The organism is Flavobacteriales bacterium (assembly GCA_020435415.1).
GTDB lineage: Bacteria > Bacteroidota > Bacteroidia > JACJYZ01 > JACJYZ01 > JACJYZ01.
This window is the reverse complement of the sequence record JAGQZQ010000169.1, coordinates 1-1921: the sequence shown is the minus strand read 5'-3', so window position 1 is coordinate 1921 and position 1921 is coordinate 1. Positions and strand designations below refer to the sequence as shown.

General features: G+C 44.1%; 3 protein-coding genes. All 3 read right to left on the bottom strand.

From position 1 onward, the window contains the following. Positions 1 to 441: hypothetical protein (locus KDD36_15135; protein MCB0397982.1), on the bottom strand; the 441-nt coding region annotated here is incomplete at its 3' end. 118 nt (positions 442 to 559) lie between these two features. Then, on the bottom strand, positions 560 to 1330 hold the full coding sequence (gene murI, locus KDD36_15130; protein MCB0397981.1) for a glutamate racemase: 771 nt from the start codon (positions 1328 to 1330) through the stop codon (positions 560 to 562). A 54-nt stretch (positions 1331 to 1384) separates the two neighbouring features. Further along, positions 1385 to 1900, bottom strand: a complete 516-nt coding sequence (locus tag KDD36_15125) for an OmpH family outer membrane protein (GenBank protein MCB0397980.1) — start codon at positions 1898 to 1900, stop codon at positions 1385 to 1387. Between the last annotated feature and the right edge of the window lie 21 nt (positions 1901 to 1921).

Sequence of the window (1921 nt, the reverse complement as noted above, 5' to 3'; positions counted from 1 at the left end):
GTAGGCCATTTCCGGCTCACGACCCTGAAGCTTTTTGGAGTATAACTTGTAATATTTGATGGCATCATCGAACTTATAATTGAGATGATAAGCCCGTGCGAGGTAATAGGTGGCATCTATAAAATCTACTTTGCCATGTGCTTTGACAAGCAAATCAAGTGCTGCCTTTCGGGTAATTCCTTTTTTCGCATCAGTTGGGATCTGAAGGTAGCAAACGCCTAAAGAAAATTGATAGTGATTATTGTCAGGTTCCGCATCCAGCAACTCCTTAAAGAGCGGTGCGGCAGCCCGATAATTCTCCGTGAGGATGTAATTATCGGCTTGGCGTTCCAGCTTTTTCAGGTTATGTTCATCATCCTGAGCAAAAAGTTGGACACCAAATAACAGGAGAACGAACAGAATTCTCCCGGTCACCATGCGTTGTGTGGTTAACATGGGCATAATTACGCACTGGTTATAAAAGAGTTTCGTTTATGTGCGTTAATCACACGTCGATAAAAACTGGACGTTTGTTGAAAAGTGGGGAGCTTAGTTCGGGTCAGTTTAGCGGAATCCTAAGCTAGGACCAGATATCGGCCTTACGCAGGTTGAGCTGATCTCCGAAAAAACGCTTGGCAAGTTTCTCAAATGCCTGGGTAAAGTCAGAGACAAAAAACTGTCGGACTGGACGTTTGTTTGAAGGGTTTATAAGCTGAAGAGCTTCCAGTTTTGAACGTACGGCAAACGCGGTAATGGAAGCGGAATCAATGATATCCGCTTCCCTGGGCAAAATAGATCGTATGTCCTTTATAATCAATGGATAATGGGTGCATCCGAGAATGAGCGCACCAATTCCGGTAAATTTGGCTTGGTTGAGGTAAGCGCTAAGAATCGCCTGGCGAACATTCTGGTTCATGAAAGATTCTTCGATCATCGGTACCAGCATAGGGGTAGCAGCGGAAACCACTTTTAACTTACTATTGAGCTTCTTAAGCTTTTTCTCATAAATGCCTGATCCAATGGTGCCTTTTGTAGCTATGATGCCGATTTTCTGGTTTTGATGGTGTTTTGATGCATGTTGTACGACGGGATCGATAACATCAAAAACCGGGATATGATCAGGAGTCAGCTTCCGTACATTTTTATAGGCATGGGCGGATGCAGTATTGCACGCAACTACAATAGCCTTACATCCCTTTCCCAATAGGTAGCGTGTGATTTCCTCTGCGTAATGCCGTATTGCAACAGGAGACTTGTCGCCATACGGAAGATGGGCTGTGTCTCCGAAGTATATAAGGTTTTCCTGTGGGAGTTGTTTTACTATTGCCTTGGCGACCGTCAAGCCGCCCATACCGGAGTCAAAAATTCCTATTGGAGCCGTCGCCCCTTTCACTTGCGGATCGGACTAGGGGATGTTTAATTTCTTCTTGACCAACGGAAGGACGTCGATGCCGCCTTCAAAATACAATACATTACCAGCACTGGTGTCCAGGATGTATGTGAAACTTCCCTCTTTAGCCACTTCCGATATAGCTTTCTGAATCGAATCAAGTAAAGGTTGTTGAACCTTTTGGGACATTTCCATATATGAATCCTGTGCCGTGCCTTCAAACTCCTGAATGCGGTTTCCAAGATCGCGGATTTCTTTTTCCTTTGCCATTTTGATGGCGTCTGAAAGAAGGGGGGCTTTTTTCTGATAATCCTCCAGTTTGCTCTGATATTCAATCTGCATGGTCTTCAATTCATCTTCCAGCTCCTTGTAATGATCCTTGAGTTTCTGATCGGCAACCTTTGCTTCAGGCATCAGGGTCAACAATTTCTGGGTGTCCAGATGACCAATTTTTTGAGTTGGGTTTTGGGCGGATGCGCTTCCAAATGAAACAACACAGAGCATCCAGAACAACAATTTTAATCTTCTCATAACATGTTTTTGTGAAAAATC

Excerpts from the sequence above, each read along its gene's own strand:
- murI (MCB0397981.1), bottom strand. The coding sequence starts at position 1,330 with ATGGGCGGCTTGACGGTCGCCAAGGCAATAGTAAAACAACTCCCACAG.
- KDD36_15125 (MCB0397980.1), bottom strand. The coding sequence starts at position 1,900 with ATGAGAAGATTAAAATTGTTGTTCTGGATGCTCTGTGTTGTTTCATTT.